The organism is Neobacillus sp. SRL179, from assembly GCF_984799095.1.
Window position 1 is genome coordinate 2,185,112 of record NZ_OZ481792.1, and the last position, 26,619, is coordinate 2,211,730.

The window sequence follows — 26,619 nt, forward strand, 5'->3', positions numbered from 1 at the left end:
CTCAATAAGGAGAACATAACAATGGAATCGATAACTATTGCGAGTAATGGTTCTGCAGAAAAAAAAGATACGGTCATGAACAAAATCTTAGGAGCAATCAGTGGGAGTTTTGCACCTATATTAGGAGTACTTGCAGGATCAGGTTTAATTACTGCCTTACTTTCCATTTTAACAACAGTAGGATGGTTAACTAAAGAAAGCGGAACCTATGCCATTCTTTCTGCAGCAGGACATGCAATTTTTTACTTCTTCCCGGTTTTTCTTGGTATTACATTAGCTGCAAAACTTGGAGCCAATGGCTATGTGGGAGGGACAATTGGTGCCGCACTTTTGGAACCCCATTATACAGAATTAGTGGCATCCAAAGCACAAAACGTGAATTTCTTAGGTATTCCAGTATTATTAGCAAATTATTCTTCAACCGTTTTCCCTATTTTAATTGCTGTTTCTATTTATGCTTTATTAAATAAGTTTTTGAAAAAAGTGATCTATAAAGACTTGCAAATGTTTATCAATCCACTAATCTCATTAGCCGTGATTGTTCCGTTGACTGTACTTATATTTGGCCCTTTCGGTACATATGTTGGTGAGGCATTGGCAGTCCTTATTCAATTTTTAAGTGCAAGAAGCGGTATGCTGACAGGAGCGGTAATGGGGGCAGCATGGTCATTCTTGACAATTTTAGGACTCCATTGGGCTGTCATTCCCATTTTCCTTGCTAATCTAGCAGCGTCTGGTTTAGATCCGCTTAGCCCGATGGTAGCTGCCGCTCCGTTTGCTCAAATGGGTATGGCACTTGGGGTTTTCTTCAAAACGAAAGAAAAGGACTTAAAAACGCTTGCTGGATCTGGACTGATTCCTGGTGCATTAGCAGGTACAACCGAAATCATTACATACGGCCTATTAGTACGCTATAAACGAACGATGGCATTTGTAGCAATAGCTGGAGCTATTGGCGGGGCAATTAATGGGGCACTTGGTGTAAAAGGGACAGGATTTGCTCTCCCAAGTTTCTTGTCAATCCCTATTTTTACACCAGTTGGATTATATTTAATAGGTATTTTGGTGGCGTTAGTTTTAGCGATGGCTTTGACATATGTATTGGGTTATGAAGGTAAAAACGATGTAGTGGCTGCAAATGCAGTGAAAGAATTTAGATTAGTACATGTAAGACGAGAAATCATTTCAAGCCCCTTAAGCGGAAAAATTGTTCCACTAAGCCAAATTATCGATCCACTTTTTTCTACGGAAACGGTAGGGAAGGGGATTGCGATTGAACCATCAAAGGGTGAAGTGGTGTCACCAGTTGATGGAACGGTGACCACTTTATTTCCAACTGAGCATGCCATCGGAATTACCTCTAAAGATGGAGCAGAAATTTTGGTTTGTGTTGGGGTTGATACCATTAATCTGAAAGGTCAATGTTTCACCTCTAATGTAAAACAATGGGATACAGTTAAGCGAGGGGACTTACTCATTCAATTTGACATAGACAAGATTAAAGCTGCTGGCTATGATGTGAAAACACCTGTTGTCATCACCAATACTAATCAATATTTAAATGTAGTTCCAATTAAGGATGGAAACGTCCAAGCAAGTGATGAAATAATTAGGCTGGAAATATAACGTAAACGGTGAGAGTAGGCCTCTCACCGTTTTGGCATTTAAATGGGTAGACCATTATTTTATAGCTTTCAAATGTTGCAGATGGATTCCAATATGTCCAACACCGAGCAGAATTACAGATCCACCAAGCCAGAACACTTTTCCATAAATACTTAATAATAAAAATGCGATTACTGGCAAACTAGCACTTGCTACAGGGAAGCCACAAAAACTGCCATAGAAGCTCTTTAGGGTATGTTCATTTTTAAAATATCGAATCCAGTTCATCTCATACAGAATCATTAGGACAAAGGAAAAAACGAGCCAAATACTCCATAAATTAAACGAACCAAAATTAAAATCACTGAATAACAATGCGGCACTCGTTACGCAAACTTGTCCAACCCGTTCGAAAAGCAACAGTAACTTATTTTCATGCGAAACAATACGTTCATAGCCTGCTGGTTTATTTTTAGTCCATAAAATGTTAGGAATAAACAACATCAATAAATAAATTAAACCGACATATGAAAATCCAAAATGGCCCATTATTAATCACATTCCTTATTTTGGAATATTTTATCAAGGAAATTATACCATTAGTGGCAAATCGATTTTACCTTTCTTTTTAAACATTTTGTTACATTATAAAGGTCAAAAATTTAATAGAATAAGAATAGACCAAATCTATATGCGACTTGGTCTCTAATTAGAATCCTTTTTATTAGTGTTAATGACTAGTTTTTACTCTCTTTAACATCCCATTAATTTTATCGGATATTTCTTCATAGCTAGTATTCATAGAAATGGCCAACTCTTTAAACAATATGTTTTGAATGCGAAGTAGTAGTTTGTTATCTTGTTCATAGGGTTTTTTTCCATGACTTTTCAGCTCATGACTTTTTTGCATTAAAGTATGTGCTACTTTAGCAATTTCTTGGCGATTTCCTGTCTTGACAATGTCGTTATATACTTGGGAGCGTAAGTTTACTTTTTCTATCCAATTGACACCAGGTAATTGGAATGAATTTAAAATTTCTTCAGCTTCATCCTGGTTAATTAGCCTTAACATGACTACTGATTCTGAATCTACTGGGGTATTAATCGTCAATTGATGGCTATTTTCAAGCGGATGTAAGACGTAATAATTTCTGGTAATGCCAGCATATGTTTTCTCACAAATATCATCTACGGAACAGATACCATGCCCAGAGTAAATGATTAAATCTCCCACATTAAACATGTAAAAAACTCCTTTATGTAAACATTGTCAACTTTGTTGACTAACTTCATTTTACTCCTCTGAATAGGAAAATGTCAACCAAGTTGACATTTAGGGCGGGTTCTGTATATTATGTACGTGTAAATAGAATAGTGTGAATGGAGAATTCTGTTATGCAAAACTTAGACTTAATTGATCTAATAAGTGAACGTCATGTTCAACTTCGAAATATTACGGAAAAATTATGGAATGATAGAAGTAATATTTACATTTCAAACTCCGAATGGTTTATCTTGGAGAGAATTTATTCAAGAAAAAATCCAACGATTTCATACGTTTCAAAGCAGGTGGATATCTCACGTCAAGCCACACATAAATTCATTAAACAACTTGAGGAAAAAGGATTAGTGGAAATTAGCAATGTAGAAAATAATAAAAAAGAGAAAGGTCTAACCTTAACGAAGTTAGGTGAAGCATGTTACGAAAAAAACGAGAGCTTAAAGGCGGAACTTGAAAAGAAGATTGCTGATAAAATTGGTATGGAACAAGTAACCGTGCTTAAAGAAATTCTAATGTCCGATTGGAATATGTAAAGCGACTCTCAACTATCTCAACCGAAAAAGCCGAAAATAGGCAAGTAGATTACTTGTTTATTTTCGGCTTTTTTAATGATTATCTTTTATTAATCGGAATAGAAACGGGTATATCGAAGAACAAGACCCAAAATATTGTCATGGGAACACTTAGAAACAATGTTAATAATGGTTTTCTATGATGGAGTCGTAAGAAAGGGAACATGATACAATCAAATAAGGCTGACCACCATAAACCCCACTCAAATTTATAGATAATGTTCCCCCTTAATAATAGGATATATTCGATTCCAACATATAACCCAATCCAACATAAGTAGTGTCGAAAGATTTTCCACGATCCTTTTTTTTCAGGGTAATGAGATAAAAACATTAAAGTAGTTAATGGGAATGTAATAAAGGTATAAGACATTTCCAATAAAGAATGATTGAGCCACTTTATATCTGGTGATAATTGCCATAACCAGTGGGATGCACATAAAAAGTTGTATGTGAGGTTTCCTATTGCAATGTATTGCATTGTAGAGTAATAGAGCTTCCATTCTTTATAATCTCTTCTGAACCAAACGGCAAAAATGCTTACCAAAGCTAGAATTAGATGCATATTGGCTGTCCTTGTTTTTTTATTATTGTGTTCCAAAAAAGAAAAATTAACCAAGTAATAGGTATGTTTGATTAGTCTTTTTGAGCCATTCACATAAACGATAAACTCCGATAAGATAAATACTGTGAATGAAACCGAAAAATTAAGGAAAGCCCATTGGGTTATTTTAATAACTGAGTGAAGGAAAGGAGTTCAATGTGAACACAGACCAAGCTTTTGACTTTTTAAAGGACGCAGGAGTTTCAGAGGAAATTTGCATTGAAACGGTAAGACGTTGGCTGCGAGAAAGGAAAATAAAATTTCAGGGCAAGGGCGCGTTTCAACAAACGGACCACATACTAGATAATACAGATCAAGCTATTAACCTGTTAAATGATGCAGAGGTAGCTGCAAGTAGTGGGATACAAGTTATTCAACGCTGGCTGTATGAAGGTAAGATTCAAAAAGTGGGAAATGGGAATCAACTAACGGAGTACATTGCTAATGTGAAAAATCCTAAGCCTTTACTAAATCCACCTTCAAATCAGGACAAACAAATACGGGAATTAAAGGTAAAAATAAAAGTACAGGATGACCATATAAAAGAATTAGAGCAACTACATAAATCGGCTATTAAAACTTTTTCTCAGCAAAGAAACAAATTACAAAAGGAAATCCTCCGCTTAGAGCTGGAGAAAAGTGAATTACAAAATGAAACTAAGAAAATTTTGAAAGAAAATATCGAACTTCGTGGTGAATTGTTATACGTCAAAGAAAAACTTTCTAAACAAGGTAAAAAGGTGTCAAAACCGGTTCAAGACCAGCCGCCAGCTCAGGTAGCTGATTATCGACAAAAGTTAGGGCTGTCAAAAACGGCAAATGAGAAAGAGGTTTTAACAAGATATAAAAAATTATTAAAGATTACTCACCCCGACCATGGGGGGAACGCAGCGGTCTTTCATTATGTTAAATCAGATTATGATGATTTTAAAAATAGCATCTAAGCAAATAGGGACATCCAAACAAGAGGACGTCCCTTTTATTGCGTTTTTCTCAAGCAAGAACTACATTTGGTACTTATAATAATCCTGCGAGTGGTAGCTTCTAAATCCACATGATTCATAGAGTCCTAGCGCATGTGCATTTTTAGCCTCTACCTCTAGAAAAACAGAAAGTCCTTTTTGATCCTCCGTTTGGACAACCTTGGAGAGGGCTTTTCTTCCAATCCCTTTTCCCCTAAGTTCGGCAAAAATGACAAATCCATAAATCCAAGCCTCACCGTTTGCTTCAGCAACACGCATTTTGCCGGCAATTTGTCCATTTGCTTCAATAATTAAAAATTGGTCCATACTGTTTTCTTTGATTTTTAGATTAAACTCACGAGCTTCTTCCTCCGTAAATTCAAAGCCATCGACTTCTAACTTCACTTCAGCTTCAAAGTCTTCAGGTGTTGTAGAGGATCTAATGGTAATAACGGGATCCTCCACTAATTCCGTTTTTTGCCACTTCATTTGGTATTCTGCCACCGCAAAGGAACATTGAATGGTTTTTAAAAACTCTTTCGCTGATAGGGACGCGGTTGGGGCATTGAGCAAGATTGTATCAAAGTCTCGTTTTTTTAGTTCATCAAGGGCTAATTTCATCAATTTCGAAAAAATCCCTTTTCTTCGGAAATCGGGGTGGACCATCCCACAGAGTTCCACTTTATTTCCAAAACCATAGGTGCCTAGAAAACCAACAAGTACTCCGTCTTCATAATGGAAAAAGTCTTCTTTCTCATTTCCATCTCTGCTGTTAAGCATGTCATCATTCAGCTTCAGATGGAAACCGCCTTCTTCCTCGCAAATCTCCTGAAGTGCTTTGATCGCAGCCAATTCTTCATGTGTTAACATTGTTTCACCTCTGTTCAAATTACTCTATTCCTATTCTATTAAGAAACACCTTTTTCCTTCTTTTAAAATAATTATCTAAAGGAGCTATCTTAATAAAAATATTCACTATTGTAATATATCTAAATTTTCACTATAATACTATTTATTAAATTTAATAGTTATAATATTAAGATGTGGCGTAATGGAAATGTTCTTCCAGCGAAATTCGCTATTCAAAATGAAGATACCGATTTAACACATCAAATTAGCTATGGAATAGTGCAAATAATGGAGGGACGAACGATGAAAAGTCTTCTGAAAAAATGGAATCAAATTAGTCTGGTAAAACAAATTATTGTTGGATTAATTATTGGGATCATCCTGGCTGTAACGATTCCAGAAGTAGCAAAACCAGTAGTAATATTAGGTACTTTATTTGTAGGAGCTTTGAAAGCTATTGCACCCGTCTTGGTATTCTTCTTGGTTATGGCGGCTATTGCTCAGCACAAAAGTGGTCACAAAACGAATATGAGTACTATTATCGTCCTTTATCTGCTAGGAACCTTTCTCGCTGGATTTTTTGCGGTTATTGTCAGCTTTGTGTTTCCTGTCAGCCTGACACTTGGCAAGGGCGCAGAGGATGTAACTGCTCCGGGTGGCGTTGTTGAGGTTCTGAAGACGCTGCTGTTAAACGTTGTAGATAACCCAGTTAAAGCCATTTTTAACGCCAACTATATCGGGATCTTAGCATGGGCGGTAATTCTGGGTGTGGCTTTAAAAAATGCGGCGGATACAACAAAAACATTAATTTCTAATTTTTCTGATGCCGTTTCCAAAATGGTTGCGTGGGTGATCCGCTTTGCCCCATTAGGAATTATGGGTTTAGTTTTTGATTCGATAACAACAAATGGTCTGGAGTCTTTACTAAACTATGGAAAGTTATTGGCTGTATTACTCGGTTGTATGGTGTTTGTGGCTCTTGTCGTGAATCCAATCATTGTGTATGCCTATATACGTCAAAACCCATTCCCACTTGTATTTATGTGTTTAAAGGAAAGTGGGATCACAGCATTCTTTACCCGGAGCTCCGCTTCCAATATTCCTGTAAATATGAAATTATGTGAAAAACTGGGGTTGGATAAAGATACATATTCCGTGTCCATCCCATTAGGAGCCACGATTAATATGGCAGGGGCCGCAGTGACTATTTCTGTTTTAACACTTGCAGCAGTTCATACCCTAGATATTCACGTGGACATACCGACAGCGATTATTCTTAGTGTTCTTTCAGCCGTTTGTGCTTGTGGGGCTTCAGGTGTTGCAGGTGGTTCATTATTATTAATTCCACTAGCATGCAGCCTATTTGGAATCCCATCTGATGTAGCCATGCAGGTTGTGGGTGTAGGCTTTATTATTGGTGTGTTACAAGATTCATTTGAAACTGCCCTTAACTCATCCACAGATGTACTTTTTACAGCCACAGCTGAATTTAAGAAGTGGCGTCAAGAGGGAAAAGAGATAGAAATATCTAAAGCTTCATAAGAGGAAAGGGTGCAACTCAAAGGTTGCGCCTTTTATTCTAAGTTTTTCCTTTTTGTGGGAATCATAGCAAATAACCTATTAAGTTGCTGACCAAATCGCTTATGATTTGGTCTTTTTTAAATACTTATTATATTTATTTTTTTCCTAAAGTCACATAGAACGGAACAATTCGGAAAAAATGTATATGATACGGTTATTTATTAGAAGAGGTGACAGACAGCATGAACCCCTACGTTGAGGTACGAGGTGTTTCGAAGATATTTGGTTCGAATCCAAAAGCAGCGATTGATTTATTAAAACAAGGGAAGACGAAGAAGGAAATTTTGAAAGCTACCGGACAAACCGTTGGCGTAAAAAATGTTTCTTTTGAAATTTACCCCGGAGAAATATTTGTCATTATGGGTTTATCCGGAAGCGGGAAATCCACATTAATTCGAATGTTTAATCGCCTAATTAAGCCAACCATTGGAGAAATTCTCATTGAAAATGAGGATATAGTGAAAATGAATGACGCACGCTTAAGGGAAGTTAGGCAGAAAAAAATAAGTATGGTGTTTCAGAACTTTGCCTTATTTCCTCATAAAACGATCTTGGAAAATACGGAATTTGGCTTGGAAATACAGAAAGTACCAGCTGAAAAGCGCAGGGAAAGAGCATTAAGTGCGTTAGAGATAGTTGGATTAAAAGGATACGAAAATCAGCTCCCTAAACAATTGAGCGGAGGCATGCAGCAGCGGGTAGGGCTGGCAAGGGCACTTGCCAGTAACACAGATGTGATCTTAATGGACGAAGCGTTCAGCGCACTTGATCCATTAATTCGTAAAGATATGCAGGATGAATTGCTTGAAATTCAAGAAAAGTACAAGAAAACAATTATTTTTATCACCCATGATTTAGATGAAGCCTTACGAATCGGGGATCGAATCGCCCTGATGAGGGATGGAAGTATTATTCAGCTGGGATCACCCGAGCAAATATTAATGAAACCCGCCAATGAATTTGTTGAGAAATTTGTGGAAGATGTGGACTTATCCAAAATTTTAACAGCAACCCACGTAATGAAACCAGCTGAAAGAATCGCTGTAGACCGCGGACCACGGGTAGCATTGGAAATTATGCGGAAGCAGGGATATTCAAGTATTTTTGTCGTTGATCGCAATCGTAAATTATTGGGTGCGATTACCGCTGAAGAGGCACGCCAGGCGATTGATAGTAATCAATCCATTGCAGAAGTCATGTCAACGGATATACCAACCGTTTCCGGTGATACCATTCTCGCAGATTTGATGGACGTGATGGCCACATCTAGTCTGCCAATTTCAGTGGTTGATGAAGAAAAACGCCTAAAAGGGATAGTGATTCGCGGTGCTGTCATCGGGGCTCTGGCAGGAATTAAAGATTCCTTGAACGATTTGGAGGGTGAATAAATATGAATATGCCCAAAATCCCATTAGGAGATTGGATAGACGTTCTGGTTAATTGGGTAACCGATGCTTTTGCCGGTTTTTTCTCCTTGTTAACCACTGTCATCGAGTCTTTATTAAATGTCATGATGGATGTTTTAAGCGCAGGACCATCCATTATCTTGATGATCGTCCTAGCCCTTTTGGTTACCTATACAAGCAGATGGCCATTAGGTATATTCACTCTCATTAGTTTACTGTTAATTGATAACCTTGGCTATTGGGATTCCAGTATACAAACCATTGCCATAGTATTATTATCAGGCTTGCTCACGATCATTGTTGGGATACCTGTTGGAATCTGGTGTGCCCAAAGAAAAACGGTACATAGAATCGTAACGCCGATATTGGACTTTATGCAGACTATGCCGGCATTTGTTTATTTAATTCCTTCCATTTTATTTTTTGGCATTGGGGTTGTACCAGGAATAATTGCCTCATTTATTTTCGCGATTGCACCCATCATTCGAATGACCAACCTTGGTATTAAGGAGGTTCCGAAAGATTTAATAGAGGCAGCTGATGCCTTTGGTTCCAATAACAGTCAAAAACTGTTTAAGGTGCAACTGCCAATTGCAATGCCAACTATTATGGCAGGGGTAAACCAAAGTATTATGCTTGCATTATCCATGGTGGTCACAGCTTCACTAGTGGGAGCGCCAGGATTAGGGGCGGATGTTTACAGAGCCGTTAGTCAAATAGATGTAGGCCGTGGTTTTGAAGCAGGATTATCGATTGTGTTCATCGCAGTGATCCTTGACCGAATATCGCAAAATTTACGAAAACCAGCTTATGAAAATATAGTGAGTAAAAAAATCGTCTTTTCCATTGTAGGACTTCTTATTATAGTAACGGCTGTTGTGACTGGAATGACAAAAGAAACACCAAAGAATCAGAATAAAAATGGCATGGGAGCCCAAGTTGATTATCAAATTATTGGGATTGAGCCAGGTGCAGGAATCATGTCACAAACGAAAAAAGCCTTTAAAGATTATCAGCTGGAGGCGTGGAAGCTGCAGGAAGGATCATCCGCTGCCATGGCGGCAGAATTGGACAAGGCCTATAAGAATAAAAAACCAAACATAGTTACCGGGTGGGCACCACATTGGATGTTTTCCACATACGATTTGAAATTCTTAAAAGACCCGAAGAAGTCATATGGAACGGAAGAAGATATTCATACTATCGTAAGAAAAGGTCTCGAACAGGATGTACCGGGGGCCTACACCATCCTCGATCAATTTTCTTGGAAACCTGAGGATATAGAAAAAGTAATGCTGGACATTAAAGAGGGAACGGATCCAGATGATGCAGCGGTAAAGTGGATCAAGGCGAACGGAGATAAAGTGGGATTATGGACAAAAGGTGCGCAGGCAGGAAATGGAGAAAGCGTGAATCTTGTCTATGTTGCTTGGGACACCGAAATTGCTAGTACGAATGTGATTGGAAAGGTCCTAGAGCAGAATGGCTATAAGGTAAAATTGAGCCAAGTTGAGGTGGGGCCAATGTTTGCCGGTGTAGCTAACGGCAGTGTCGACGGCATGGTGGCTGGTTGGCTTCCAAGTACACATAAAGAATTTTACCAACAATATAAAAACGATATTGTTGATCTTGGACCCAATCTTCATGGAACGAGAAATGGACTGGTTGTTCCAAAGTATATGGATATCAATACAATTGAAGATTTGAAGTAGAAAAGCTACAGACCCCTATATTTTGGGGATCTCAAGTCCCTTGCTTTACATTGGCAGGAAAAAGTAACATTTATTTATTTTATTGTAAAAATTTGAGCGTTTCCTGTTGTCAATTAATTTAAAAAAATGTAATATTATTTTAATAATAAAATAATTTATTCATTAGAAAAAGGCAAACCATTCGAAAGATTGGGACGCAAAGCTCCAGGTCTAAGGTGATCAACTATGACGGCTGAGTTGCCTAAAATAGAACATATTTTAGGGGTGTACAATGGAAGCTACTCTCGCTTGTGAACAAGAAAGTTATATTGATGTAAAAAATTTAAGTGATGAAAATTTAGTTGAGCTATATGTTACTGCCTTACTGGAGAAATTTGAAAGTAATTTAAAATCATTTGAAACAGAATTATGGGAAAGAAGGTTATTTTTGGTTGCATTAGAGTGGTATGACAATAAGAAAGGCCTTTTTCGATTAAGTAAAGGGTTTTTAAGATAAGGATTAAAAATTGGCAGAATAAATATAAAAAAGGCTTGCAGAAACTACTCTGCAAGCTTTTTTATATTTAACAGAATGTGTCTTTTGATGATGGAACCTTTAACCCAAATAATGGACGGATATACAAGGCAACGAATGTTCCAAGCATAGCCATGATGGCCCAAACCCATCCGTGAAGGCTAAAGGAAGAGATACCGCCGAAATAGGCTCCAATGTTACAGCCGAATGCAAGACGAGAACCATATCCCATTAATAAGCCTCCAAGAATAGCCGCACCGGCTACCCCTGCTTTTATTTTTTTCGGCTTAAAAGTACCTTGGAAAGAAGCTGCAATAAAGGCTCCCAATACGATTCCGAAGTTTAACACACTTGTTGAATCCGCTAGGACTGTGCTTTTAAGTGCCTGTCCATTTGGTCCGGCAAAATAACCCCAGCTGGAAACATTGACCCCAACTGTATCAAGGAATTTTCCACCCCATAGAGCAAAGGCAGAAGTGATACCCCATGGAGTTCCGCGAACAGTAAGGACTACTGCATTTAGTACTGCTAAAACAATGGCAGCCGTAAATAATGGCCATGATCCACGTAAAACCTTTTTCCAACCAGTCGTGGTCGGTAGTGGTTTCATCATGGGCGGGTTTTTCTTTTTCGCAATTTGAATGGTAATCAAATAGATAGCGATAAAGGCAACCATTTGAATAAGCCAAGCTCCCAAATAACCCAGACCAGTCGTTTCTGCTAAAGAAATAGGCGGGAGGGCAGGCGTACTATTCCAAAATGGCAAGTTGTAGGCTCCAAGAGTTGAACCCGCAATAAAGGCGATCAGCGTGAGGATCATGGAAGATGAGCCGCCGCCCAAATTATATAAGGTTCCAGATGCACAGCCATTTCCAAGCTGCATGCCTATTCCAAAAAGGAAAGCCCCAAGTATAACGCTAATGCCAACAGGGGAAACATATCCTTTTGGTTCCATACCGGTAAAGCTAAAGCCAGTACTTAGGATAATAGCAAATAATGTGGTTGAGACAGCAAACATCAGCATATGTGCCTGGAGTCCCTGGACATTTCCTACTGAAACCAGTCTCCGAAAAGCAGACGTAAATCCGAAGCGTGCGTAAAGCAATGTTGCCCCTAATAATAAGCCTATAATGAATAGGCTGCCTTGAATCCAATTGGATGAATGCACAATAGCAAATAATAGAATAAGAGAGATAACTATTCCGACAGCTACCAATCCCTTTTGCATGGGGCTAAGATTTGTTACTAAAGTGGTTGAATGTGATTTATGATTCAACGGTTTCGTGCTAACAACTGATTGAGACAATTTCTTTCACCTCTATATCCTATATGATTAGTATGATTTAAAATGCTTTATTATAGTAATACATTCTTGATGAATTGTAAAGGCATAGGTATCTTTCAGTTATTGTTAGTAGGATAAGGAGTAAATAGTTTGGCAGGTATTCCAATGGCTGGATTTTAAAGTCATCTTTTTAGTATACTACATAGATAGGGCAGATATTTTTTAGGAGGTACTAAAAATGCAAATGGATAAAAAAGGACAAGAGATGTTTTTAAGTTTTATTTTACAAAGAGTGAAAGAGGATAAAGTTGAGGAAGCAAGAGAATTACTTGAAGAAAACTTTCGGAAGCAAGACGCAGATGCCTTTACAAAAGAAGATATTGAACAGTTTATTCCTAAAATGATGAACTTTTTAAAACCAGATAAGATTGAGGAAGTAAAAGCCGTTACAAAGCAATTCTCTGGGGATTTTCAGCAAAAATAAGTAGTAATCGAACTTGGATAATTTCCAAGTTTTTTTTTGCAAGAAAACCCAACAATCCCTGACACATGTGGTGTTTTAACATGTCAAAAAAAGTTACTTAATTGAAAAATAAAAAACCACTTTGAGTGGTTTTTAATCCCGCATGGCTCCTGCCTCTCGGGAAGTCATGGCACCTTGTCCTTCGCTTACATCTTTTTGAATTTGTTGTTTTACATTTTGGGCATCAGTTCCTGCATATTCTGGTTTTATTATTGAATCTAAATTCTTTTTAGCTTGATGGTCCTGTTGCATAAAAGTCCTCCTTGAATGTAGGTTTTAACAATCTTATTATTTACAAAAAGACATTTGGTATATCCTGAGAATAATTACTTTTTAAAGGGGTAGTTAATATTCAATTAGTTTGTTTGAAAATAAAATAGCACTCGAAAAGAGTGCTTAATAACCACAAATTAGGGATTAATCTGCTGGGTTAACCTAGCTCTATGAAGATATGAGCCGTATATGATGCCAGCTACCATGATAACAAATGAGAAGCAAATAAATATATTTCGATACACCATTTCCAAGGTTAACCCTTCTTGAATGGTTAGGAATAATCCAGAAATGGTCACGCCAAACCCGGCAGCGAAAAATTGCAATAATTGGGCGATTCCTATCCCTGAACCAAGTTGTGTGATCGGCAATATCCTTGTGATCTCGTTCGAAATACTCGATGAAATGGCTGTAAAGCCCACACTTGCGAACATATAGATAAAAAGAATGAAATAGGGATGGACAGTAGAGAACCATGCAAATAGGATGGAGGCACATAATAGCATTAATTGCCCGAACATGATTAAGGGTGCATTCCCAAAACGGTCTATAAATCTTCCTATAAATTGACCTGCAACCACGGCGATAAAAGCTCCTGGAAATATAATCAATCCTAACTCGGCTGGTTCCTTTTCAAATAATGTGGTGAGAATAATGGGCATTAAAAACAGATTTGAAAAGTTGATGAAAAATGCGGAACAATTAATAAAAAGGAGCTTCGTGTATTGCTTATTTCTGAGGAGGATGGGCGGAATAAACGGTTCTTCCGTCTTATTTAGATACTTCCACCATACCGCCAAAAGGGCGAATGTTCCTAATAAAATCCCATACGAAAATGTTGATAGAAAAAGTAACAGACCTGTTACACTAAATCCTGTAAGAATAGCACCGTATATATCGAAACGGCCTTTTTTAATTACCTCATGAGGCAATAAATTTAGAAAAAACGGAATAGACAGGACAGAAAGAATAGTGATAACGAAAAGATAATTCCATCCTAAGTATTGAGTGATCAATCCCCCTAATACAGGGCCTAACCCAAAAGCCAAAGAGGCAGCAGAAGCAATAATGGCCATTGCTTTTCCACGCCTTGATACAGGGATATACCGCCCAGCCATAATCATACTTAACCCCATAACGGCTCCTGCTCCAGCGGCTTGAAGAATTCGAGCTCCCAATAAGAGATAAAAATGGGTGGAAAAGAAACCGATGACCGATGCTATTCCTAATAAACAAATACCAAGGAATAAAAGTCTTGAGAGGGGAACAAAATCGGATAGCCGGCCAAATGTTAATGTTGAAATGGCAAACATAATGGAATAGCCTGATACCAGCCACGAGGCCATCGATGAACTTAAGGAAAATTCTGTAAGAATAAAGGGTAGTGCAACATTAAACATGGTTGTATTCATTACCACAACCAAAGTGGTGAAACTCCATAGTAGTATGAGTTTTTTTTCTTGTAAGAGCACGGTGCTTTCCTTTTTGGAAGAAGCCGTTTGAATAGAGGGCATTTGATCCCACCTTTACTTATAATAACGAAGCTTGCATTCACGTTGCTCTATTATTCGATTTTTGCTCTTTTTCCAGTGGAGTTTCCCTTCAAAATCATACATGAACTGGTAGAATGTGCGACGAGACTTTCTTTTTCATCGTATACATGACATTCCAGCAATCCAACGGATTTGCCTTTTTTAATTAATCTTCCCTCAGCTCGAAGTTTGGATTTAAAAATGGGTTTAAGGAAGTTCAGTTTAATTTCCATCGTAGTAAAAAGTTCATCATCAGCTAATGTAGAAGCAAATGCAAAGCCCATTGCGGCATCGGCTATGTCGCATAAAATTCCTCCATGCAGCGTACCCATCGGATTGTGTAATCTCTCTGTAGCATCCATCTCAATCACAACCCTGCCTTCCTCCACATCTGTTACGTGAAAACCTAACGAACGTGCAACAGGGGGGCCTGGGATCTCACCCTTCGCCATTTTCTTCAAAACCTCTAAATGTTTCATCCTTTTCATCCTCCTTCTAAAAATAAATAACTTTCTTAAAGTTTGATTTAAAATTTTAGAACATTCATTCTAAAAAATTAGTCTAGTACAGCTAAAGTTGAATCAATGATGGATTGAAGTTTCTCTTGATCATGGGTTGTTTTCGATAATACTCGTAACCCAATGAGTGAATTATGAATAGAAGGAGCTAACTTTTCTGGGGCAAGTTGGGAGGATAATTCCCCAATCATTTGTCCCTGGACTAGAAGTTCGAATATAAATGATTCTGTCTTACAAAAGCTTTTATTAATTCTGTCTGCAATTTCTTGGTCATGCAGGGATAATTCTACTGCTGTATTTACAATGAAACATCCTGGGGGTTTTTCTTCATTTGAAAGAACCGCCATTTCAAATAATCTTCTGAGCGCCAACTTGACTGAAGGTAGAGGTTTAATTTGTTGTTTCATTCTTTTTTGAGTGGTTTCTTCGAAGAGTTGTAATGCTCGTAGAAACAACGTCTGTTTATCACCATAAGTATCATAAATACTTCGGCGGTGTATGTTCAAATGGTCGACTAGATCCTGTATCGACGTTTTTTCATATCCATTTCGCCAAAAGAGCACCATCGCTTTTTGCAAGACCTTGGCTTCATCAAATTCTTTAGAGCGAGCCATATTTATTTCACCTCCCGGTAAAAATTGTAACATTTTTAGAACGATTAGTAAAGAATATTCTAACTATTCAAATATTAAGAAGTGTTGAGCAATGGTTCAACTGTTATTACTGAAACACTTCAAAGAGAGTTTGAATCATTTAACTAATTTTAAGCTAGATTTGAAGAACAGTTATCTTACAAATTTCTCTTTTTAGCGTATTGGGAAGGGGTTACAGAGGTACATTTTTTAAATACTTTGCTGAAGTAATTTAAATCATTAAATCCTACCATAAAGGCAATATCTGTAATGGATATATCCCCTCTTTGCAAATATAACTTTGCTTCTTCAACTCTTTTTTGATTAATAAACTCTGTTATGTTCATCCTAGTATCTTCTTTAAATTTCCGTGAAAGGTGAGAAGGGTTAACGTGTATTTGTTTCGCAATTGAATGAAGCGTAATTGGATGTCCTAAATTCATTAGAATAAATTCTACCGCCTTTTTCACAATCGGGCTATAATGACCGGTAGAAAATGTTCTCACAAGATCACAATATTCATTTGCCATTAATACCATTAACTTTTTCAAACTTGGAATAGTAGTTGACCTTTCAATTAGTATCGCAAATCTTTCAGAAATATTGTGAAGGTAAACAGGATGGACCCCACTTCTTTCTGCAGCAACTCTGTACAAAGTATTTGATACAAATGCCATATTTTTGGAGGATCTGATCGGACTTCCAGGTACTCGATCGGAGAAATCAATAAATGCATCTGTCATGGAATCTTGTAAATTATGGACCTCTACTTGGTCCCCTTTGGTAATGGCATTCATTAGTTTATTTTGGTATTGGTACCTATCTTCGATAATATGCTTATTTTCCTCAATCGTTATTTTTAGTTGATCATGGTTTATGACTGGTTTTACGGTATCAGAGGAAATTGCATGTGACTTTATATAATCATGTCCACAGAAATTTACCATCAATTCTCCTATATAGTTAGATTCCAACTCACTTAAAACAGGCAGGGATTGATAGAATTGTTCCAATTGCTTCCGTTCACTGATTGGGAGACTATTTTTAACAATTATTTCTTTGATCAGATCAAGAACCGATAGACTTGAAATAAATGGACCTAATGTCATGTTGCCATAAAAGGAGAGGTCTCTCCAAATACCTACAGCCAGATATTCAAGACCATATGGATTAATATAATGGTAGTAATAATTTGACTGGTATGTATTTAACATTTCATTTATATGGGCAGTTTCATTATTAGGATGTTCTAACACGACTGGAATCGAATGGCTGATTGACTGAAATATGGTATTTCCATCCCTGTCATTTAATGTGACATCCATCTTTGTAATAGAATGTATGATCTGACTTATTTTGATGAAGTTATTAACGTGTACTTTTTCTTCCATAAGAATTCTCCTTTCTTTCTCTATTTTTTAATTTATATAAGAATGGATAAAAAAGCAATATAATTACTAATTAAGAAAAAATAATACGATTATTTACTAAATGTAAGGGCTATAATCAATTTAAAGCCCTTACATTTAGTGATAAAAGTTCAATAATGGAAAGGTAACTCATACAGCTTGAATGGAGGAAAGAGTAAATGTTATATCCAATTGCTACAGATAGCCGTGTTGTTATGGATTTAAGTGGAATATGGAAATTTATGATTGATCAAGAAGTAGAACAAATCGACGTGTCACATGCTCTGCCGACGGATATGGTAATGGCTGTTCCTGCTTCATTTAATGACCAGTCTGTTACAAAAGAAATTCGCGAGCACAGTGGATATATATGGTACGAAAGAGAATTTAGTGTGGCGAAGGCATTACGTAATGAAAGATTAGTGTTACGTTTTGGCTCTGCTACTCATGAAGCATGGGTGTTCTTAAATGGTAAAGAAATCACTCATCATAAAGGCGGATTTACTCCATTTGAAGTAGAAATAAATGACTTTTTAGTAGAGGGTTCAAACCGATTAACAGTTCGTTTGAGTAATCTGTTAGATTATACGACTCTTCCAGTTGGTAACTATAGTGAAAAGAAGGATGAGAATGGCCGCATGATTCGTAAAGTGGATGAAAACTTTGACTTCTTTAACTTTGCAGGCTTGCATCGTCCAGTCAAAATTTATACCACACCCAAAAATTACATCGAAGATATTACTATAGTACCTAATGTTGATTTAGCTGCTAAAAAGGCTGATGTGCAAATTTCTGTAAAAACAGCAGGTACCTTCGATGAAGTTCAAGTAACGATTATAGATGAAGAAGGCAAACAAGTGGCTCAATCGTCAGGTACAGATGTAACCATTTCACTCGAAAATGTTCAGTTATGGCAGCCATTGAATGCTTATCTTTATAAAGCAAAAGTGGAAGGCCTTAAAGGCGGAGAAAGAGTTGATGTGTATGAAGAGTCGTTTGGTGTCCGCAAGGTTGAAGTAAAGAATGGCAAGTTCTTAATCAACGGTGAACCATTCTATTTCAAAGGCTTCGGTAAACATGAAGACACGTATGTAAATGGCCGTGGCTTGAACGAAGCATATAATGTACTCGATATCAATTTAATGAAAAAAATGGGTGCGAACTCCTTCCGTACCTCTCACTATCCATATTCAGAAGAAATGATGCGCTTATGCGACCGTGAAGGAATTGTCGTGATTGATGAAACCCCAGCGGTTGGATTAATGTTATCATTCACTTTTGACGTATCGATTTTAGAAAAAGGCGGAGAGTTTGAAGACGATACTTGGCAAAAATTACAGACGTCTGAGGCACATCAGCAAGTGATTCGTGAATTAATTGATCGCGATAAGAACCATGCCTGTGTCGTTATGTGGTCAATTGCCAACGAAGCGGCGAATTATTCAACAGGTTCTTATGAGTATTTTGAGCCGTTATTTAATCTGGCACGCGAATTGGATCCGCAAAAACGTCCATGTACCTATATTGGAATCATGATGGCTACACCAAAGACTGACAAATGTAGTGACTTGGTGGATGTCATTGCCCTAAATCGTTATTATGGCTGGTATGTACAACATGGTGATTTAAAAACAGCGGAGGAAAAGACACGACAAGAACTTCTGGAATGGCAAGAAAAATACCCAGATAAACCAATCATGTATACAGAATATGGTGCGGATACGGTAGCTGGTTTCCATAGTGCATATGGTGAGCCATTCTCTGAAGAATATCAGGAAGATTACTACCGTATGAACAGCAAAGTATTTGATGAAATTCCTAACTTTGTTGGCGAACAATTATGGAATTTCGCCGATTTTCAAACAAAATTTGGAATTATGCGTGTTCAAGGGAATAAAAAAGGTATTTTTACAAGATCAAGAGAACCCAAAATGGTTGTTCGTTATTTAAGTGATCGTTGGAATAACATTCCAAACCTTGGCTATAAAAAATAATCTAGTACCATTAAAATATTTCGAAGAGATGCAGATATGTTGCTCCACATATCTGCATCCTTTTGTTAGTCTTTTAAAAAATAAAATAGAAACTTTCATAAGGATGGCGACGATTATGAAAAAAGTTGTAACAATGGGGGAAATTATGCTTCGTTTATCAACGCCTGGACATCAAAGGGTGAAACAAGCTCAATCCCTTGATATTCATTATGGCGGCGGGGAAGCGAATGTAGCCATTGGATTATCCCAATTAGGATTAAACAGTTCCTTTGTTAGTAAATTACCAGATAATGACCTGGGGATTAGTGCGAAGGAGTTTTTAAATCGCTACGGAGTTGAAACCGAACACATGCTTTTTGGCGGCGATCGGATTGGAATTTACTTTTTGGAAAAAGGTTACTCCGTCAGACCTTCGAAAGTTATTTATGATCGGAGCGGGTCTGCCTTTGCTGGTTCCAAAACAGCTGAATATGATTTTGCCCAGATCTTTGAGGATGCAGATTGGTTTCATATTAGCGGCATAACCCCAGCATTAAATGAAGAGATGTTTCAATTAACGAGAATTGCACTTGCAGCGGCTAAGCAGCATGGATTAACAACAAGCTGCGATCTTAATTACAGAAGTTCGTTATGGTCATTTGAAGAGGCAAGACGGAAAATGACTGAGCTAATGAAGAATGTGGATGTATGTATTGGGGTGGAACCACTTCAGTTATTGGATAAGGAAGGAAAAGACATGAAAGATCACCTTCTGCCTGGTCAGTCTGGTCCTGACGACTATAAAGGGATTATGAAAATGATGCATGAACGGTTTGATCTGAAATATATCGCGATGACATTTAGAAATCAGTTATCAGTCAATCATCATCGATTAATAACGCTTCTATCCGATGGCAGGGATTTCTATCAATCAACTGAAATCGATGTAGAAATTGTGGACAGAGTTGGCACAGGAGATGCCTTTTCGACAGGAATGATTTACTCACTCCTGAATCAATATGAACCGCAAGCAGCTATTGATTTTGCAACTGCTTGTTTCGCTCTTAAACATACCATTGAAGGTGATGCAAATCTCATAAATTTTTCTGATGTCGAGCAGTTTGTCCAACAGAAGAATACTTTTTCAATTAAGAGATAGATCGTTTAAAAATATAAATTGATAGAACCATACAATAGTATAGTTCAAGTAAAATCATAAAAAATGGTCAACCAGAAATATCTGATTGACCTTCCTAATAACTTTAGCCATTTATTTATGAATAGAGTGGAAATAAAGGCGATTTTATCAACGCTTTATAACTTTATACTTTGAGCTTCTTCCACAATCGTTTTAATTAATTCTTTTGCCGTTTGATTTTTAGCCAATCTCGGGCTTTGACCAGACCAAAGAGACATGAAGTCTGGATTATTTTGGGCAGCAGAGGTTTTTCTAATATCTTGGGTTAATGTATTTTGTACGGGATATTGAGGTAATTGTGTTTCATGATTTTGCATTTCTACAATAAATTTATTTTTAATTCCTCTTGCCCATTTACCAGAAAATGATCGAGTTACAACCGTTTGATCTTCGTTTGCATGTAGAATTGCTTCTTTATGTACCTTATGTGCGCCACTTTCAATGCATGTCAAGAAAGCTGTTCCCATTTGTACACCCTTCGCTCCTAAACAAATAGAAGCTACTAATCCTCGGCCATCCATAATTCCTCCAGCAGCAACAACAGGAATGCTAACATGATCCGAAACCTGCGGGATAAGAGACATTAAACCAACTAAACTCTCCTGATAGCCATTGATAAAGTTTCCACGATGTCCACCAGCCTCACTACCTTGAACAACAACCAGATCCATACCTGCTTTTTCATTTTCAACTGCTTCTCTAACAGTTGTAGCCGTTCCTGCCAAAATAATGTTTTCTCGTTTTAATTCAGCTATTACTTTCTCAGCGGGAATGCCAAATGTAAAGGAACAAATAGGGATCCTTTCTTCCATTACCACCTTAATTTGTTCCATAAATGTTTCAATAACAGTAGGAGTTGTAGGAATTGTGGCGCTGTCCTTTATTTGTATATTCAATTGCTCACGTATAGGGTTTAATAGTTGGTTAACGGATTTAACTTCATCCTCCAAAACATTAAATTCATTGGGTACAAAGAGATTGATTCCAAAGGGGTTCGATGTTAATTGTTTGATTTCTTTAATTTGTTCGCGCGTTTGAATTGGTGACAGATAGCCTGCTCCAAGCATTCCCAGGCCGCCCGAATTCGATACTTCAGCTACTAATAATGAAGTGGTGACTCCACCAGCCATTGGAGCTTGTATAATCGGATACTCAATTTTTAAAAGTTCAGTCAGTTCATTATTTAATATCATTTTTCACACCTCGTAAATCATTAATCTTATAAGAAGGGCAAAATGGTTATTTTTTATATATCAATAATTTTAAAACAATTAAAAATATAAAGGAAGATTAATTGTGTTGTTGTTTTCTTGCAAATACTTTGGAAAAATGTTAAACTTTAGAAGAATTATTTTTGTTCGGTGTAAAGGATAGTATAAGATTAACTTTTCGTCTTGATGATCACTGAGTGCAAGGATAGTAACACATTGTGTGCAAAACACACAGCAGGAGGAAACAAAATGGAACAAGGTAAAGTAAAATGGTTTAACGCAGAAAAAGGATTCGGATTCATCGAGCGTGAAGGCGGAGAAGACGTATTCGTTCATTTCTCAGCAATCCAAGGCGAAGGTTTCAAATCTTTAGACGAAGGTCAAACAGTTACTTTTGACGTTGAGCAAGGTCAACGTGGAGCTCAAGCAGCTAACGTTCGTAAAGCTTAATAGGAAGTACAAAATAAAGCAGGCTCTTCATAGAGTCTGTTTTTTATTTTCTCTACTTAAACAAAAGGAGCCCCACTCACGAATGAGTAGGGTACATGTTAACAAGTAAATCAAATGGTAAACAAAGTGTATCACATAATCAAATATTCTCCTAATTATCTTTGAATACAGATATGTTGCTTATCCCCAAAAAAATATAAGCATCTGTTATTCTGATGCATACTTAATTATTCCATGTACATATACTGAGTATTCTCTCTGAACATATTCTCTTAATTTGATTTTTTGTTCTGTTTCTAAAACTCTAACCAATTCTTGAATCTTTTTTTCATCTTCTTTTGTAGTAGGAATTTCTAAGGAAAACATATTACCTCGACTACTATTTAATAATCTTTTTAATAACTCAACTTTATTCATTGGGTCATCCCCTTTAAATGTTATATTCGACATAAAGTGGACTTTTTCCTTGAAATATCTTATATTGTTTAAAGTTTTACCGATGTTCTACTACAAACAGCTGATTTGATTACTTATACCCTAACGGAAATGGGTAGTTTTATTATTAACTTTTTTTATACCCAGATTCTACCAATCTAATCATATCACGCCCTGAGATCTTTTCTGTTTCATGATAACCTTCTTCATCACGCAAACTCAAGGACCAATTGCTATCGCTATCTTCATTTAGCCTATATAACTTATTGGTTAAAACATTTGTATAAAAATCCCCATTTCTTAGCCTCATCATATCCCACCTCTTATCTATATAAACTGTATTATGCCCAAGATAATCAACTGGAGTCATAAGACTTATATGGACAGGTTATCAAATTTACTTTTCAACTGAATGCAGGGGGGATATGGATGAAGCAATTGATTTTTGGGAGAACACACAAGTTTTTTGCAAATTCATATTTCATTGTTTAAGTGTGTGACAGCTCATGTTATAATGAGGAACTTAGGATAATTACCACTTTTCTCATAATTAAACGGATGCCAAGAAAAGCCTCCGCCTAGCTATAAAATATGGAGGTGTTAGAGAATGAATAAACGTTGGACAATTGGTAAAATAAAAGAATTTGTTGAGAGCAATTCGGAAAGTAAATTGCTGACAACGGAATATCACGGTTTTTCTCAAAGGTTGCTATTTAAATGTGCATGTGGTAACAATTTTGAAAATACGTTTACGAAATTTAAAAACAAAAACCAACGTAAATGTGACGTGTGCCAACCGCCAAAAGCGTCCCGCTAAACTTATAGCGAATAAACAAAGAGCCAATTTCCATTATAGAGAATAGCTCAAGCAAAATCAGGGCAGAATTCGATGAAACAAAAGTTGAGGCAAGTGAATTAGTCGTAGAGTTATCTTTAAAATGTAAAACGTTCTGTCAGAAATTAGCCTATGCTGTTGGAAAAATGGAAACAAGAAAGCCAGCCCCCTAGCAAAAGGGGACTGGCTTTTCTTCTTAACGAATGATAAAGAGAAAGAATAGAACTGCTAAAACGATTCGGTAATAGGCAAAAACGGATAACCCGATTTTTTCTATAATTTTTAGGAACCCGACGGCTACCAACATCGCTACCACAAAGGCTGTGACGAACCCGATCGAGAACAAGGGGATGTCACCGGCATGTAGGATATCTAAGTTCTTAATAAAATCCAAGCCTGTTGCCCCCACCATAATAGGCAGAGCCACTAAAAAAGAAAATTCGGCAGCGGTTTTATGATTGGCTTTGACGAGTAAACCACCAGATATGGTTGATCCCGCACGAGAAAAACCAGGGATTACTGCTAAGCATTGAAATAGGCCAATCATGAATGCTTGTTTGTAACTTAATTCATCAACCGTGTTAGTAGTAAATGTTCCATGTTTTTTTTCGGCAAAAATCATGAGAATAGCTCCTGCAACAAGACTGAAAACGACTACCTTTGGAGAAAAAAGCTGTGTTTTTATAAAGTCATGTAACACGAGTCCTACTATTGCAGCAGGTATTACACCTAAAATGATATGGATGGCGTCTAACCTTTTAACTGGTTTTCCAATCGTGCTGAAATTTAAAAGAGAAAGGTACCTTTTCCAATATAATACTAAAATGGCAAGCATCGAACCAAGTTGGATGATGACCTCAAAGGTATTTGCCTTTTCCCCAGTAAATCCTAACAAGCTCCCTACTAAAATTAAGTGACCTGTTGATGATACAGGCAAGAATTCTGTTAATCCTTCAACGATGCCTAAAATAAAGGCAATGATATGTTCGCTCATAATATCCTTCTTCCTTTTCTTAGTTGTCTATTAAAAGATACTATTACTTACAGATTGATTGGATCTCGGTAAAAGAAAGTATCGTATCATTTGTGTAATGATGTTCAAGTACACCAAACAAATTACACAAATCTAATACTACCATGAAATCTAGTTTCAATGAAAAGATTAATTTAAATTTATGAGTGATTTAATGAAATTTTAATAAATGAAAAAGAAACCTGAAGCAAGCTTTATAAAAATATATTGAGCAGCCAATGTTACTAAACTCTATAATCAAGCTTTGAATACATAAAAAAGCGGTATATCAAAAATGAATATACCGCTCAAGCTATATAAGCCGTAACGTCCAAGCGATCTATTTAGCTCTTTTCTTTATCCGTCCTACAATTGGTACTACAATTATACCTGCTATAACAACCTGCATGATGTTGCCGGGAATGGAACCGAATGGCTGTATCCAGTTTCCATATAGGATAACTTCAGCAAAATAGTAACCGACGACTTTTATTAAAAGGGCAATGACAATGGCCAGTGAGTTAACGAAGGCTCTTTTGCCAGGTACCTTTTCAGTTATGAGTCCGACGACAAAACCCATAGCACCTACGATGATAAAGGTAAACGGTGCCCATAAGGCCCAACCAGAGATAAGATCAAACAGTCCCATACCAAAAGCACCGGTAATGGCTCCTGTTTTTTTGCCGTAAACGATAGCAGCTATAAAAAGAGGCACGTTACCCAGATGGATGAGACCTCCGTTACCCATTATGGGAAGCTTTAAGTTAATAAACGCAGTTGCTACAAGGGTTAAGGCAATGAATAGGGCATTGATGACGATCGCTTTTGTATTAGTCCTATTTGTCGATGGAAGTGTTGAATTCATTTGATAACCTCTTTCTTTTTCTAAAATAATATCATACACCTAATAAGGGATTTAATAAATATATAATTCACACAATTTTTTTCAAGTTCAGATTTTATAAGAATAGAAATTGGATAAGTAAGAAATTGAATCACGACCTGAGCATCAATTTGATATAAATTAACTGTAGGGACTGAATTAAAAAAGCTATAATGGAAAGAAGTAGAATTATCAACAAGCCCAATTTTTTCTTTATAGGAGTGAAAGATCATTTTAATCGTCGACTTACTATTTGATCTCGCTGGTGAACTGTTAGAATTGTTAATACCGGATTTCTCCGACAAAAAGTATGAAAAAAACATGAAAAGATTGAGAGAGGAAGCTTGGTTTATCGTATTAGAGAAGGATTGGCGGTACGGATATATCCTTCAAAACAACACAAAAGTAAAGCAGTTTATAAGAAACGAAAAAAATCTTAAAATGGTACTTAGTATGGATGAAGAAAGAGACAATTTCATTCATCTTGTAAAAGAGGAGCATGAAAAGTATACGGGCTTACGTTAACTTGGCAACTTAGTATATCGCTATACTTAATACAAGAATAAAGGGGGGCTTAAGAATGGAGATAGGAAGAGCAGAAATAAAATCCACCCCAAAATATAACCTAATGGGCGCTGATAGGAAAATGTATGTGAGTGAAACCCCTGGTATTTTTGGAGGTCACAGAAAGACAAAGGTATATGGACGAATGGATTGCCCTGCTGCCCTTCGAGCGATTGCTAAAGGTGGGTATGTGAAAGAAAGAGTATTCTTCGCAGATGAGCAAACCGCCATTGAAACGGGATTCAGACCTTGTGCAGCCTGCCTTCCTGAGAAATATAAAATTTGGAAAAATCGGTGACTCACGAAAATCGTGACCAAAAGGCCGCTACAAGTGCGAATTAGAGGGTCCCTTTTTTAGATGCTTTGCTTAAAATACGTGCCGAAATGACAGTCGTAATGGCATCGTTCTCGAGTTACCAGCAAAAGTAAAATAAGCGGAGATTTTTCGGTTAAATGCAGTATGGAGCCCGTTTTAGGGGAGATAAGGGGAAGTTTTCCGATTATGCAAAGGAAAATCTCCCCTTTTCGAATTATTTGAGCCCATAGGCGGAATTTCTCCTTCTATGTAAGCTTTTATTAATATTAATTTACTAATTAAGCGAAATTTCTCCGTCTATTAATTTGCTTGAGTGATTTGCCAGTTCTCAACAGAAAAGTACGAACCCTATTGATGCTAGATGTAGGAATACGTGGGAATTCCAGAAATCAAGGCCAAGTTTCTTACTTGAAAAAATAGCCCACAAGGTATGACAGAGAAAAATTCCTGGATAAAGTGTATACTAACTAAATGTAATCTTTT

29 protein-coding genes and 1 riboswitch are annotated in these 26,619 nt (G+C 37.0%); of the genes, 14 read left to right on the forward strand and 15 right to left on the reverse strand.

Annotation, left to right across the window (positions count from 1 at the left end; all coding sequences use genetic code 11):
• Nucleotides 1-21 precede the first annotated feature (21 nt).
• Nucleotides 22-1,626: a glucose PTS transporter subunit IIA gene (locus AC4E8C_RS10820; RefSeq protein ID WP_490212112.1), complete on the forward strand. Its 1,605-nt coding sequence runs from the start codon at nucleotides 22-24 to the stop codon at nucleotides 1,624-1,626.
• A 54-nt stretch (nucleotides 1,627-1,680) separates the two neighbouring features.
• On the opposite strand, the gene AC4E8C_RS10825 is transcribed toward AC4E8C_RS10820, so the two are convergent.
• On the reverse strand, nucleotides 1,681-2,154 hold the full coding sequence (locus AC4E8C_RS10825; RefSeq protein WP_490212113.1) for a hypothetical protein: 474 nt from the start codon (nucleotides 2,152-2,154) through the stop codon (nucleotides 1,681-1,683).
• A gap of 181 nt (nucleotides 2,155-2,335) precedes the next feature.
• Nucleotides 2,336-2,848: a CarD family transcriptional regulator gene (locus tag AC4E8C_RS10830; RefSeq protein WP_490212114.1), complete on the reverse strand. Its 513-nt coding sequence runs from the start codon at nucleotides 2,846-2,848 to the stop codon at nucleotides 2,336-2,338.
• A 152-nt stretch (nucleotides 2,849-3,000) separates the two neighbouring features.
• On the opposite strand from AC4E8C_RS10830, the gene AC4E8C_RS10835 reads away from it, so the two are divergent.
• Nucleotides 3,001-3,420: a MarR family winged helix-turn-helix transcriptional regulator gene (locus AC4E8C_RS10835; protein ID WP_490212115.1), complete on the forward strand. Its 420-nt coding sequence runs from the start codon at nucleotides 3,001-3,003 to the stop codon at nucleotides 3,418-3,420.
• A gap of 79 nt (nucleotides 3,421-3,499) precedes the next feature.
• Here the strand turns inward: AC4E8C_RS10835 and AC4E8C_RS10840 are convergent, their stop codons facing one another.
• On the reverse strand, nucleotides 3,500-4,024 hold the full coding sequence (locus tag AC4E8C_RS10840; protein ID WP_490212116.1) for a CBO0543 family protein: 525 nt from the start codon (nucleotides 4,022-4,024) through the stop codon (nucleotides 3,500-3,502).
• A 197-nt stretch (nucleotides 4,025-4,221) separates the two neighbouring features.
• On the opposite strand from AC4E8C_RS10840, the gene AC4E8C_RS10845 reads away from it, so the two are divergent.
• Complete coding sequence (locus AC4E8C_RS10845) at nucleotides 4,222-5,007, forward strand: hypothetical protein (protein ID WP_490212117.1); 786 nt, start codon at nucleotides 4,222-4,224, stop codon at nucleotides 5,005-5,007.
• Between the two features lie 60 nt (nucleotides 5,008-5,067).
• Here the strand turns inward: AC4E8C_RS10845 and AC4E8C_RS10850 are convergent, their stop codons facing one another.
• Nucleotides 5,068-5,913 (reverse strand): GNAT family N-acetyltransferase, encoded by an 846-nt coding sequence (locus tag AC4E8C_RS10850; protein ID WP_490212118.1) that lies wholly within the window; start codon nucleotides 5,911-5,913, stop codon nucleotides 5,068-5,070.
• A gap of 264 nt (nucleotides 5,914-6,177) precedes the next feature.
• Between AC4E8C_RS10850 and sstT the strand changes: the two genes are divergently transcribed.
• The 4 genes from sstT (at nucleotide 6,178) to AC4E8C_RS10870 (ending at nucleotide 11,069) form a co-directional block, all read left to right on the forward strand.
• On the forward strand, nucleotides 6,178-7,416 hold the full coding sequence (gene sstT / locus AC4E8C_RS10855; RefSeq protein ID WP_490212119.1) for a serine/threonine transporter SstT: 1,239 nt from the start codon (nucleotides 6,178-6,180) through the stop codon (nucleotides 7,414-7,416).
• Between the two features lie 221 nt (nucleotides 7,417-7,637).
• The gene (locus AC4E8C_RS10860; protein WP_490212120.1) at nucleotides 7,638-8,843 is read left to right on the forward strand and encodes a quaternary amine ABC transporter ATP-binding protein; all 1,206 of its coding nucleotides are present in this window, start codon (nucleotides 7,638-7,640) and stop codon (nucleotides 8,841-8,843) included.
• A gap of 2 nt (nucleotides 8,844-8,845) precedes the next feature.
• Nucleotides 8,846-10,573: a glycine betaine ABC transporter substrate-binding protein gene (locus AC4E8C_RS10865; protein ID WP_490212121.1), complete on the forward strand. Its 1,728-nt coding sequence runs from the start codon at nucleotides 8,846-8,848 to the stop codon at nucleotides 10,571-10,573.
• 161 nt (nucleotides 10,574-10,734) lie between these two features.
• Nucleotides 10,735-10,818, forward strand: a riboswitch (cyclic di-GMP riboswitch).
• A gap of 26 nt (nucleotides 10,819-10,844) precedes the next feature.
• Nucleotides 10,845-11,069 carry a hypothetical protein gene (locus AC4E8C_RS10870; RefSeq protein WP_490212122.1) on the forward strand — a complete coding sequence of 75 codons (225 nt, stop codon included), beginning with the start codon at nucleotides 10,845-10,847 and terminating at the stop codon, nucleotides 11,067-11,069.
• Nucleotides 11,070-11,136: 67 nt separating this feature from the next.
• Here the strand turns inward: AC4E8C_RS10870 and AC4E8C_RS10875 are convergent, their stop codons facing one another.
• Nucleotides 11,137-12,315: a YeeE/YedE family protein gene (locus AC4E8C_RS10875; RefSeq protein WP_490212526.1), complete on the reverse strand. Its 1,179-nt coding sequence runs from the start codon at nucleotides 12,313-12,315 to the stop codon at nucleotides 11,137-11,139.
• Nucleotides 12,316-12,610: 295 nt separating this feature from the next.
• On the opposite strand from AC4E8C_RS10875, the gene AC4E8C_RS10880 reads away from it, so the two are divergent.
• Nucleotides 12,611-12,856, forward strand: a complete 246-nt coding sequence (locus tag AC4E8C_RS10880; protein WP_490212123.1) for a hypothetical protein — start codon at nucleotides 12,611-12,613, stop codon at nucleotides 12,854-12,856.
• A 132-nt stretch (nucleotides 12,857-12,988) separates the two neighbouring features.
• Here the strand turns inward: AC4E8C_RS10880 and AC4E8C_RS10885 are convergent, their stop codons facing one another.
• The 5 genes from AC4E8C_RS10885 to AC4E8C_RS10905 form a co-directional block, all read right to left on the reverse strand.
• Nucleotides 12,989-13,147 (reverse strand): hypothetical protein, encoded by a 159-nt coding sequence (locus tag AC4E8C_RS10885; RefSeq protein WP_490212124.1) that lies wholly within the window; start codon nucleotides 13,145-13,147, stop codon nucleotides 12,989-12,991.
• 158 nt (nucleotides 13,148-13,305) lie between these two features.
• Nucleotides 13,306-14,682 (reverse strand): MFS transporter, encoded by a 1,377-nt coding sequence (locus AC4E8C_RS10890; protein WP_490212125.1) that lies wholly within the window; start codon nucleotides 14,680-14,682, stop codon nucleotides 13,306-13,308.
• A gap of 50 nt (nucleotides 14,683-14,732) precedes the next feature.
• Nucleotides 14,733-15,179 (reverse strand): PaaI family thioesterase, encoded by a 447-nt coding sequence (locus AC4E8C_RS10895; protein ID WP_490212126.1) that lies wholly within the window; start codon nucleotides 15,177-15,179, stop codon nucleotides 14,733-14,735.
• Between the two features lie 77 nt (nucleotides 15,180-15,256).
• Nucleotides 15,257-15,832: a TetR/AcrR family transcriptional regulator gene (locus tag AC4E8C_RS10900; protein ID WP_490212127.1), complete on the reverse strand. Its 576-nt coding sequence runs from the start codon at nucleotides 15,830-15,832 to the stop codon at nucleotides 15,257-15,259.
• A 176-nt stretch (nucleotides 15,833-16,008) separates the two neighbouring features.
• Entirely contained in the window at nucleotides 16,009-17,241 is a 1,233-nt protein-coding gene (locus AC4E8C_RS10905) for a helix-turn-helix transcriptional regulator (protein WP_490212128.1), read from the reverse strand.
• 197 nt (nucleotides 17,242-17,438) lie between these two features.
• Between AC4E8C_RS10905 and uidA the strand changes: the two genes are divergently transcribed.
• On the forward strand, nucleotides 17,439-19,253 hold the full coding sequence (gene uidA, locus AC4E8C_RS10910) for a beta-glucuronidase (RefSeq protein ID WP_490212129.1): 1,815 nt from the start codon (nucleotides 17,439-17,441) through the stop codon (nucleotides 19,251-19,253).
• Between the two features lie 115 nt (nucleotides 19,254-19,368).
• Entirely contained in the window at nucleotides 19,369-20,391 is a 1,023-nt protein-coding gene (locus tag AC4E8C_RS10915; protein ID WP_490212130.1) for a PfkB family carbohydrate kinase, read from the forward strand.
• Nucleotides 20,392-20,546: 155 nt separating this feature from the next.
• Here the strand turns inward: AC4E8C_RS10915 and AC4E8C_RS10920 are convergent, their stop codons facing one another.
• The gene (locus tag AC4E8C_RS10920) at nucleotides 20,547-21,620 is read right to left on the reverse strand and encodes an NAD(P)H-dependent flavin oxidoreductase (RefSeq protein WP_490212527.1); all 1,074 of its coding nucleotides are present in this window, start codon (nucleotides 21,618-21,620) and stop codon (nucleotides 20,547-20,549) included.
• A 270-nt stretch (nucleotides 21,621-21,890) separates the two neighbouring features.
• On the opposite strand from AC4E8C_RS10920, the gene AC4E8C_RS10925 reads away from it, so the two are divergent.
• The gene (locus tag AC4E8C_RS10925) at nucleotides 21,891-22,091 is read left to right on the forward strand and encodes a cold-shock protein (protein WP_042463323.1); all 201 of its coding nucleotides are present in this window, start codon (nucleotides 21,891-21,893) and stop codon (nucleotides 22,089-22,091) included.
• A gap of 207 nt (nucleotides 22,092-22,298) precedes the next feature.
• On the opposite strand, the gene AC4E8C_RS10930 is transcribed toward AC4E8C_RS10925, so the two are convergent.
• Nucleotides 22,299-22,508 carry a hypothetical protein gene (locus AC4E8C_RS10930; protein ID WP_490212131.1) on the reverse strand — a complete coding sequence of 70 codons (210 nt, stop codon included), beginning with the start codon at nucleotides 22,506-22,508 and terminating at the stop codon, nucleotides 22,299-22,301.
• A 145-nt stretch (nucleotides 22,509-22,653) separates the two neighbouring features.
• On the reverse strand, nucleotides 22,654-22,839 hold the full coding sequence (locus AC4E8C_RS10935) for a hypothetical protein (RefSeq protein ID WP_490212132.1): 186 nt from the start codon (nucleotides 22,837-22,839) through the stop codon (nucleotides 22,654-22,656).
• Nucleotides 22,840-23,133: 294 nt separating this feature from the next.
• Here AC4E8C_RS10935 and AC4E8C_RS10940 point away from each other — a divergent pair, with 294 nt between their 5' ends.
• Complete coding sequence (locus AC4E8C_RS10940) at nucleotides 23,134-23,343, forward strand: hypothetical protein (protein WP_490212133.1); 210 nt, start codon at nucleotides 23,134-23,136, stop codon at nucleotides 23,341-23,343.
• A 214-nt stretch (nucleotides 23,344-23,557) separates the two neighbouring features.
• Here AC4E8C_RS10940 and bacA read toward each other — a convergent pair whose 3' ends face one another.
• Both bacA and AC4E8C_RS10950 read right to left on the reverse strand, forming a co-directional pair.
• Nucleotides 23,558-24,355: an undecaprenyl-diphosphate phosphatase gene (bacA, locus tag AC4E8C_RS10945; protein WP_490212134.1), complete on the reverse strand. Its 798-nt coding sequence runs from the start codon at nucleotides 24,353-24,355 to the stop codon at nucleotides 23,558-23,560.
• A gap of 358 nt (nucleotides 24,356-24,713) precedes the next feature.
• Nucleotides 24,714-25,238 carry an ECF transporter S component gene (locus tag AC4E8C_RS10950; protein WP_490212135.1) on the reverse strand — a complete coding sequence of 175 codons (525 nt, stop codon included), beginning with the start codon at nucleotides 25,236-25,238 and terminating at the stop codon, nucleotides 24,714-24,716.
• Between the two features lie 339 nt (nucleotides 25,239-25,577).
• On the opposite strand from AC4E8C_RS10950, the gene AC4E8C_RS10955 reads away from it, so the two are divergent.
• Together AC4E8C_RS10955 and AC4E8C_RS10960 are read left to right on the forward strand one after the other, a co-directional pair.
• Nucleotides 25,578-25,781, forward strand: a complete 204-nt coding sequence (locus AC4E8C_RS10955) for a hypothetical protein (protein WP_490212136.1) — start codon at nucleotides 25,578-25,580, stop codon at nucleotides 25,779-25,781.
• A gap of 55 nt (nucleotides 25,782-25,836) precedes the next feature.
• On the forward strand, nucleotides 25,837-26,118 hold the full coding sequence (locus AC4E8C_RS10960; protein ID WP_490212137.1) for an Ada metal-binding domain-containing protein: 282 nt from the start codon (nucleotides 25,837-25,839) through the stop codon (nucleotides 26,116-26,118).
• Nucleotides 26,119-26,619 lie beyond the last annotated feature (501 nt).

Coding starts and splice junctions, on each gene's coding strand:
- AC4E8C_RS10820 (WP_490212112.1), top strand. CDS start 22: ATGGAATCGATAACTATTGCGAGTAATGGTTCTGCAGAAAAAAAAGAT.
- AC4E8C_RS10825 (WP_490212113.1), bottom strand. CDS start 2,154: ATGGGCCATTTTGGATTTTCATATGTCGGTTTAATTTATTTATTGATG.
- AC4E8C_RS10830 (WP_490212114.1), bottom strand. CDS start 2,848: ATGTTTAATGTGGGAGATTTAATCATTTACTCTGGGCATGGTATCTGT.
- AC4E8C_RS10835 (WP_490212115.1), top strand. CDS start 3,001: ATGCAAAACTTAGACTTAATTGATCTAATAAGTGAACGTCATGTTCAA.
- AC4E8C_RS10840 (WP_490212116.1), bottom strand. CDS start 4,024: ATGCATCTAATTCTAGCTTTGGTAAGCATTTTTGCCGTTTGGTTCAGA.
- sstT (WP_490212119.1), top strand. CDS start 6,178: ATGAAAAGTCTTCTGAAAAAATGGAATCAAATTAGTCTGGTAAAACAA.
- AC4E8C_RS10860 (WP_490212120.1), top strand. CDS start 7,638: ATGAACCCCTACGTTGAGGTACGAGGTGTTTCGAAGATATTTGGTTCG.
- AC4E8C_RS10865 (WP_490212121.1), top strand. CDS start 8,846: ATGAATATGCCCAAAATCCCATTAGGAGATTGGATAGACGTTCTGGTT.
- AC4E8C_RS10870 (WP_490212122.1), top strand. CDS start 10,845: ATGGAAGCTACTCTCGCTTGTGAACAAGAAAGTTATATTGATGTAAAA.
- AC4E8C_RS10875 (WP_490212526.1), bottom strand. CDS start 12,315: ATGCAAAAGGGATTGGTAGCTGTCGGAATAGTTATCTCTCTTATTCTA.
- AC4E8C_RS10880 (WP_490212123.1), top strand. CDS start 12,611: ATGCAAATGGATAAAAAAGGACAAGAGATGTTTTTAAGTTTTATTTTA.
- AC4E8C_RS10885 (WP_490212124.1), bottom strand. CDS start 13,147: ATGCAACAGGACCATCAAGCTAAAAAGAATTTAGATTCAATAATAAAA.
- AC4E8C_RS10890 (WP_490212125.1), bottom strand. CDS start 14,682: ATGCCCTCTATTCAAACGGCTTCTTCCAAAAAGGAAAGCACCGTGCTC.
- AC4E8C_RS10895 (WP_490212126.1), bottom strand. CDS start 15,179: ATGAAACATTTAGAGGTTTTGAAGAAAATGGCGAAGGGTGAGATCCCA.
- AC4E8C_RS10900 (WP_490212127.1), bottom strand. CDS start 15,832: ATGGCTCGCTCTAAAGAATTTGATGAAGCCAAGGTCTTGCAAAAAGCG.
- AC4E8C_RS10905 (WP_490212128.1), bottom strand. CDS start 17,241: ATGGAAGAAAAAGTACACGTTAATAACTTCATCAAAATAAGTCAGATC.
- uidA (WP_490212129.1), top strand. CDS start 17,439: ATGTTATATCCAATTGCTACAGATAGCCGTGTTGTTATGGATTTAAGT.
- AC4E8C_RS10915 (WP_490212130.1), top strand. CDS start 19,369: ATGAAAAAAGTTGTAACAATGGGGGAAATTATGCTTCGTTTATCAACG.
- AC4E8C_RS10925 (WP_042463323.1), top strand. CDS start 21,891: ATGGAACAAGGTAAAGTAAAATGGTTTAACGCAGAAAAAGGATTCGGA.
- AC4E8C_RS10930 (WP_490212131.1), bottom strand. CDS start 22,508: ATGAATAAAGTTGAGTTATTAAAAAGATTATTAAATAGTAGTCGAGGT.
- AC4E8C_RS10935 (WP_490212132.1), bottom strand. CDS start 22,839: ATGATGAGGCTAAGAAATGGGGATTTTTATACAAATGTTTTAACCAAT.
- AC4E8C_RS10940 (WP_490212133.1), top strand. CDS start 23,134: ATGAATAAACGTTGGACAATTGGTAAAATAAAAGAATTTGTTGAGAGC.
- bacA (WP_490212134.1), bottom strand. CDS start 24,355: ATGAGCGAACATATCATTGCCTTTATTTTAGGCATCGTTGAAGGATTA.
- AC4E8C_RS10950 (WP_490212135.1), bottom strand. CDS start 25,238: ATGAATTCAACACTTCCATCGACAAATAGGACTAATACAAAAGCGATC.
- AC4E8C_RS10955 (WP_490212136.1), top strand. CDS start 25,578: ATGAAAAGATTGAGAGAGGAAGCTTGGTTTATCGTATTAGAGAAGGAT.
- AC4E8C_RS10960 (WP_490212137.1), top strand. CDS start 25,837: ATGGAGATAGGAAGAGCAGAAATAAAATCCACCCCAAAATATAACCTA.